Source organism: Pseudomonas sp. P7758 (assembly GCF_013386485.1).
Taxonomy (GTDB): domain Bacteria; phylum Pseudomonadota; class Gammaproteobacteria; order Pseudomonadales; family Pseudomonadaceae; genus Aquipseudomonas.
Genome location: NZ_JACARS010000059.1, coordinates 1 through 6,171 on the forward strand (window position 1 = coordinate 1; position 6,171 = coordinate 6,171).

Annotated in this window: 7 protein-coding genes; all 7 read left to right on the forward strand. The window is 64.9% G+C overall.

From position 1 onward, the window contains the following. Positions 1–179 precede the first annotated feature (179 nt). Genes mdcA through mdcH form a run of 7 tightly spaced genes read left to right on the forward strand, consistent with a single transcriptional unit; the run spans position 180 to position 6,098 of the window. A complete protein-coding gene (gene mdcA / locus HX873_RS12865; RefSeq protein WP_023659312.1) occupies positions 180–1,850 on the forward strand; it encodes a malonate decarboxylase subunit alpha in 1,671 nt (556 codons plus the stop codon). Continuing rightward, positions 1,851–2,699, forward strand: coding sequence for a triphosphoribosyl-dephospho-CoA synthase (locus HX873_RS12870; protein WP_008434131.1), 849 nt, complete (start codon positions 1,851–1,853; stop codon positions 2,697–2,699). It begins immediately after the preceding gene. After that, positions 2,699–2,998, forward strand: a complete 300-nt coding sequence (locus HX873_RS12875; RefSeq protein WP_003216806.1) for a malonate decarboxylase subunit delta — start codon at positions 2,699–2,701, stop codon at positions 2,996–2,998. The genes HX873_RS12870 and HX873_RS12875 overlap by 1 nt, the downstream gene beginning before the upstream one ends. After that, the gene (locus HX873_RS12880) at positions 2,991–3,833 is read left to right on the forward strand and encodes a biotin-independent malonate decarboxylase subunit beta (RefSeq protein WP_102370090.1); all 843 of its coding nucleotides are present in this window, start codon (positions 2,991–2,993) and stop codon (positions 3,831–3,833) included. Before HX873_RS12875 ends, HX873_RS12880 begins: the two co-directional genes overlap by 8 nt. After that, a complete protein-coding gene (gene mdcE / locus HX873_RS12885) occupies positions 3,830–4,606 on the forward strand; it encodes a biotin-independent malonate decarboxylase subunit gamma (RefSeq protein WP_177028012.1) in 777 nt (258 codons plus the stop codon). The genes HX873_RS12880 and mdcE overlap by 4 nt, the downstream gene beginning before the upstream one ends. Continuing rightward, positions 4,600–5,196, forward strand: a complete 597-nt coding sequence (locus tag HX873_RS12890) for a malonate decarboxylase holo-ACP synthase (RefSeq protein WP_177028011.1) — start codon at positions 4,600–4,602, stop codon at positions 5,194–5,196. The genes mdcE and HX873_RS12890 overlap by 7 nt, the downstream gene beginning before the upstream one ends. Then, entirely contained in the window at positions 5,193–6,098 is a 906-nt protein-coding gene (gene mdcH / locus HX873_RS12895) for a malonate decarboxylase subunit epsilon (protein ID WP_003216814.1), read from the forward strand. The genes HX873_RS12890 and mdcH overlap by 4 nt, the downstream gene beginning before the upstream one ends. Positions 6,099–6,171: the final 73 nt, after the last annotated feature.

Here is a 6,171-nt window from a genome sequence, read left to right on the forward strand (position 1 = left end):
CTGACCCACCGCATTCGCGAGCAAGCCCGCTCCCACATTTGAACTGTGTTGAGCCCGAGCCTCAGCGTTTGCTAATGAACCATTACTCCAATCGTAACGGTTCACCGCCCAGCTTGATTGATGCCCCCCCAATACCCTCCTAAGGTACAGCCCACGACAGCAAATCCCGTGGAGCGACCATGACAACAACAACTTCCCCCGACTCGCGCTGGACGCGGCGGCGCGATGAGAAGCAGCGCCGCCTCGCATTGGTGCGATCCTTCGCCGATGGCGCCGTGCTCCCCAGCGAGCGCATTGTCGAAGCCCTGGAAGCCCTGATCCTCCCCGGCGACCGCGTGGTGCTGGAAGGCAACAACCAGAAGCAGGCCGATTTCCTCTCGCGCTCCCTGGCCAAGGCCGACCCCGCCAAGCTCCACGACCTGCACATGATCATGCCCAGCGTCGGCCGCTCCGAGCACCTGGACCTGTTTGAAAAGGGCATCGCCCGCAAGCTGGATTTCTCCTTCGCCGGCACCCAGTCCCTGCGCATCAGCCAGTTGCTGGAAGACGGCCTGTTGGAAATCGGCGCGATCCACACCTACATCGAACTCTACGCACGGCTGGTGGTGGACCTGATCCCCAACGTGGTCCTGTCGGCCGGCTTCATGGCCGACCGCGCCGGTAATATCTACACCGGCCCGAGCACTGAAGACACGCCAGCGCTGATCGAGCCGGCCGCCTTCAGCGATGGCATCGTCATCGTCCAGGTCAACCAACTGGTGGATGACGTCACCGACCTGCCTCGCGTCGACATCCCCGCGAGCTGGGTCGATTTCGTGGTGGTCGCTGACAAGCCCTTCTACATCGAACCGCTGTTCACCCGCGACCCACGCCACATCAAGCCCGTGCATGTGTTGATGGCGATGATGGCGATCCGCGGCATCTATGAAAAACACAACGTTCAGTCGCTGAACCATGGCATCGGTTTCAACACCGCCGCCATCGAATTGATCCTGCCGACCTACGGTGAATCCCTGGGCCTGAAGGGCAAGATCTGTCGCAACTGGACGCTCAACCCGCACCCAACCCTGATCCCGGCCATCGAAAGCGGCTGGGTCGAAAGCGTTCATTGCTTCGGCACCGAACTGGGCATGGAGAACTACATCGCCGCCCGGCCGGATGTGTTCTTCACGGGTCGCGACGGCTCGCTGCGCTCCAACCGAATGTTCTGCCAGCTGGCCGGCCAGTACGCGGTGGACCTGTTTATCGGCGCCACCTTGCAGGTCGATGGCGACGGTCATTCCTCCACCGTTACCCGTGGCCGCCTCGCCGGTTTTGGTGGTGCGCCGAACATGGGCCACGACCCGCGCGGTCGCCGCCATGGCACACCCGCCTGGCTCGACATGCGCCACGACGACGCCCCGGAAGCCTTGCTCGAACGCGGCAAAAAGCTCGTGGTGCAGATGGTCGAGACGTTCCAGGAAGGCGGTAAACCCACCTTTGTCGAAACCCTCGACGCGGTGGAAGTCGCCCGCAAAAGCGGCATGCCCCTGGCGCCGATCATGATCTACGGCGATGACGTCACGCACCTGCTCACCGAAGAAGGCATCGCCTACCTGTACAAGGCCCGTTCCCTGGAAGAGCGCCAGGCGATGATCGCCGCCGTGGCCGGGGTGACCGCCATCGGCTTGCGCCACAACCCCAAGGACACCGCACGCATGCGTCGCGAAGGCTTGATTGCGCTGCCCGAAGACCTCGGCATCCGCCGCACCGATGCCACCCGCGAGCTGCTGGCCGCCAAGAGCGTGGCCGATCTGGTGGAGTGGTCCGGTGGCTTGTACAACCCGCCCGCCAAGTTCAGGAGCTGGTAAATGCACGCACTCAAACTGCACGACCTGACACTGGCCGAACGCCTGGCCGACATGGCCGTCGACGCCTTGATTGATGAGGCGGACCTGTCGCCGAAACCCGCCCTGGTAGACCGTCGCGGCAACGGTGCCCATACGGATTTGCACCTCGGCTTGATGCACGCCTCGGCGCTGTCGCTGTGGCCGGCGTTCAAGGAAATGGCCGAGGCCGCTGTCGAATTTGGCGAAGTCGGTTTGCCCCTGCGTGAAGCCCTCGGGCGCATCGGTCGCGAAGGTGAGCAGGCGATGCTCGTCACCACCAGCGGCGTTAATACCCATCGCGGTGCGATCTGGGCCCTCGGCCTGTTAGTCGCCGCCGCCGCACTGCAACCGGAATCCTGCACTGCCAGCGCGGTGACGTTGCGCGCCGCCCGCCTGGCCTTGCTCAACGACCGTTACGCACCGCAACCGCTGAGCCACGGCGCCCAGGTCGCACAACGCTACGGCGCACGCGGTGCCCGCGAAGAGGCGCAACTGGGCTTTCCGTCGGTGCTGCAACGCGGCCTGCCCCAACTGAAGAAAAGCCGCCTGCAGCAACACGGCGAACAGAACGCGCGCCTCGACGCCTTGCTGGCGATCATGACCGACCTGGCCGACACCTGCGTGCTCTACCGCGCCGGTCCTGAAGGCTTGCAGGCCATGCAACAAGGCGCTCAAGCGGTGCTGGACGCCGGCGGCAGTGCAAGCCTCGCCGGCCGCCGCCAACTGCATGAGCTGGACCAGCAACTGCTGGCGCTGAATGCCTCCCCCGGTGGCGCCGCCGACCTGTTGGCCGCCTGCCTGTTTATCGACCGCCTCGACGGAGCGCTGTGATGGAAACCTTATCCTTTGAATTTCCCGCCGGGCAGCCCGCCAAGGGCCGCGCGCTGGTAGGTTGCGTCGGCTCCGGCGACCTCGAAGTGCTGCTGGAACCGGGCACCGCCGGCACCCTGACGATTCAGGTGCAAACCTCGGTCAATGGTGCGCAGCTACGTTGGCAGCATCTGTTCGAGCGGATCTTCCAGGAACAGACACCCCCCGCATTGAACATCGATATCCACGACTTCGGCGCCACACCCGGCGTGGTGCGCTTGCGCCTGGAGCAAGGCTTCGAGGAGATCGGTCATGACTGACTTGCTGAACAAACACAGCTTCGTCGAACTCGGCGCCCGGCAACGGGCCAAGGCCTTGCTCGACGCGGGCAGCTATCGCGAACTGATCGACCCGTTCCAGCGCGTCATGTCGCCGTGGCTGAGCCGCCAGGGCGTGGTGCCGCAGGCAGATGACGGCGTGGTGATCGCCAAGGGCAGCATCGCCGGCTTGCCGGTGGTCATCGCGGCCATCGAAGGCAATTTCCAGGGCGGCAGTCTCGGTGAAGTCGGCGGCGCAAAGATGGCCGGAGCACTGGAGTTGGCTGCTGAAGACAACCGCAACGGCATCCCGACGCGCGCCATCCTGCTGCTGGAAACCGGCGGCGTGCGCTTGCAGGAAGCCAACCTGGGCTTGGCTGCCATCGCCGATATCCATGCGGCGATTGTCGACCTGCGCCAGTACCAGCCGGTGATCGGCGTGGTGGCGGGCAGCGTCGGTTGTTTTGGCGGCATGTCCATCGCGGCAGGCTTGTGCAGTTATCTGCTGGTGACCCGTGAGGCGCGCCTTGGCCTGAACGGCCCGCAGGTAATCGAGCAGGAAGCCGGCCTTGAAGAATACGACTCCCGTGACCGGCCCTTCATCTGGAGCCTGACCGGCGGTGAGCAGCGTTTCAACAGTGGCTTGGCCGACCGGTATGTGGCCGACGACGTGGCGCAGATTCAGCAGCAGATCACTGAGTTGCTGCAACAAGGCTTGCCGGAAAACCAGCGCAGCCGTCAGGTTGATCACTATCTGGAACGCCTGGCCGCACTGAACGCCGAACCGCAAATCGACCCGGCGACGGTTCGCGATCTGTATCAGGGAGAACGCTCATGAGAGGTTTGCAGTGGTTCAACGCATTGAGCGGCGACGCAGCGCCAGTGAGCGGTTTGCCGAACTCGCTGAAAGTCGCCGACGGTGTGCTCGGTGATCAGCCAGTGCGCTTTATCGCGGTGGTCACCGACCCGCAAAACCGCTTCCCTCGCGCTCGCAACGGTGAAGTCGGTTTGCTGGAAGGCTGGGGCTTGGCCAAGGCGGTTGATGAAGCGATCGATACCGGCGACAAGCGTCCGCTGATTGCCATCGTGGATGTGCCGAGCCAGGCCTACGGTCGTCGCGAAGAGGCCTTGGGCATTCACCAGGCATTGGCCGCCGCTGCCGACAGCTACGCCCGTGCCCGCCTGGCCGGTCACCCGGTGATCGCGCTGCTGGTGGGCAAGGCGATGTCCGGCGCCTTCCTCGCCCATGGTTACCAGGCCAACCGCCTGATTGCCCTGCGCGACCCCGGCGTGATGGTGCATGCCATGGGCAAGGCTTCGGCGGCGCGGGTAACCCTGCGCAGTGTTGAAGAGCTGGAAACCCTGGCCGCCAGCGTGCCGCCGATGGCCTATGACATCGACAGCTATGCCAGCCTCGGCTTGCTCTGGGAGACCTTGTCGGTCAGCCAGATCGAGCAGCCCACCACCGAAGATGTGGCGCGGGTCAGCGATTGCCTGGTGCAGGCGATCAAGGATGTGCAGGCCGGCGGTCGGGACCTGAGCGGTCGCCTGGGCGCCGCCAATCGCGCTGCCTCCAGCCACGTGCGCCAACTGCTGCGGGAGCAATGGTGAACGCTCACGACTTGCTCTGGGGCATGACCCCGGCGCATGCGCCCGCTGATGCGCCGGCCTGGGTGCTGGCAGCATTGGCCGCTGGGCATCCGGTGGTGGTGCGCCGGGCGAACGCGTCGCCGGGCGAGGTAGCGGTGGGGGTACGCGGGCGCTTGCGCGAGCAGCGCTTCGCCGCCGTGATGCCGATGGCGGCGGTGCAGCGGCGCGTGGTGCCGGAAGACCTGCGCGGTGTGATCTCGCCAAGGGATTTGCCGGCGTTGCAGGCCCTCGCTCAGTTGCAACCGGTGCTGGCGGGAGAGAGTTGGGGCGTCACCGGCAGTGCGGGTTTCGAGTTGGCCAGCGGTGTCGAAGCGCTGCATGCCAAGAGCGATCTGGATTTGATTTTGCGCACGCCCGAGCGCCTTGATCGCAGCGATGCAGAGGACCTGCTGGCGATACTGGATACGGCGGTGTGCGCCGTGGACCTGCAACTGCAAACGCCTTTTGGCGCGGTCGCGTTGCGTGAATGGGCCGGTGGTTCGCGTCGCGTGCTGCTGAAGAACGCCAGCGGCGCGCAGCTGGTGCTCGATCCTTGGCAGGCCGTGGCATGAGTAGCCTCCTGGCATTCCCGGGGCAGGGCGCCCAGCGTCCCGGCATGCTCCAGCAATTGCCGCGTGCGGTGCTGGACGAAGCCAGTGCTGCCCTCAATGAGGATGTGCTTACCCTGGATTCTGCCGAAGCGCTGGCCTCGACCCGTGCCGTGCAGCTCTGCCTGTTGATTGCCGGTGTCGCCAGTGCGCGTTTGCTGGAACACACCCCCGATTACGTCGCCGGCCTGTCCATTGGTGCCTATCCGGCCGCCGTGATCGCCGGCTCGCTGGACTTTGCCGACGCGTTGAAACTCGTCAGCCTGCGCGGCGAATTGATGCAACACGCGTATCCCCACGGCTACGGCATGACCGCCCTTATCGGCCCGGACCTGTCCACCGTCGAGGCCTTGCTTGCTCAGGTCCACAGCCCGCAAACCCCGGTTTACCTGGCCAATATCAATGCCGACAACCAGACGGTCATCGCCGGCAGCGATGAGGCCATGAAGGCGGTCGCCAATCTGGTGCGCGGCAACGGCGTCGCCAAACGCCTGGCCGTCAGCGTGCCGTCTCATTGCGTACTGCTGGAAAAACCCGCCGAGGCCCTGGCCGAAGCATTCGCCCAAGTGACACTGAAACCGCCGAGCATCACCTACCTGAGCAGCACCCGCGCCCGGCCGATCCACAACACCGAACACCTGCGCGACGACCTCGCCTTCAACATGTGCCGCATCGTCGACTGGCGCGGCACCGTGCAAAGCGCCTTCGAGCGCGGTGTGCGCCTGCATATCGAACTGCCTCCCGGTGCCGTGCTTACAGGCCTTGCGCGCCGGGTGTTCGAGCAAGGCACCGTCATCGCCTTCGAAGGCGCCCGCCTGGACACCTTGCAGGCCTTGCTGCGAGAGGAGGGAAACCATCACCGATAGAGCTCCACCAAGGCTGATGCTGGTCGGTCAAGAGATAGAGCGGGTCACCAATGACCTGTGGCGAGGGAGCTTG

What these genes read in the sequence shown, in the direction of transcription:
- mdcA (WP_023659312.1), top strand. Translation starts at nt 180, where the DNA reads ATGACAACAACAACTTCCCCCGACTCGCGCTGGACGCGGCGGCGCGAT.
- HX873_RS12870 (WP_008434131.1), top strand. Translation starts at nt 1,851, where the DNA reads ATGCACGCACTCAAACTGCACGACCTGACACTGGCCGAACGCCTGGCC.
- HX873_RS12875 (WP_003216806.1), top strand. Translation starts at nt 2,699, where the DNA reads ATGGAAACCTTATCCTTTGAATTTCCCGCCGGGCAGCCCGCCAAGGGC.
- HX873_RS12880 (WP_102370090.1), top strand. Translation starts at nt 2,991, where the DNA reads ATGACTGACTTGCTGAACAAACACAGCTTCGTCGAACTCGGCGCCCGG.
- mdcE (WP_177028012.1), top strand. Translation starts at nt 3,830, where the DNA reads ATGAGAGGTTTGCAGTGGTTCAACGCATTGAGCGGCGACGCAGCGCCA.
- HX873_RS12890 (WP_177028011.1), top strand. Translation starts at nt 4,600, where the DNA reads ATGGTGAACGCTCACGACTTGCTCTGGGGCATGACCCCGGCGCATGCG.
- mdcH (WP_003216814.1), top strand. Translation starts at nt 5,193, where the DNA reads ATGAGTAGCCTCCTGGCATTCCCGGGGCAGGGCGCCCAGCGTCCCGGC.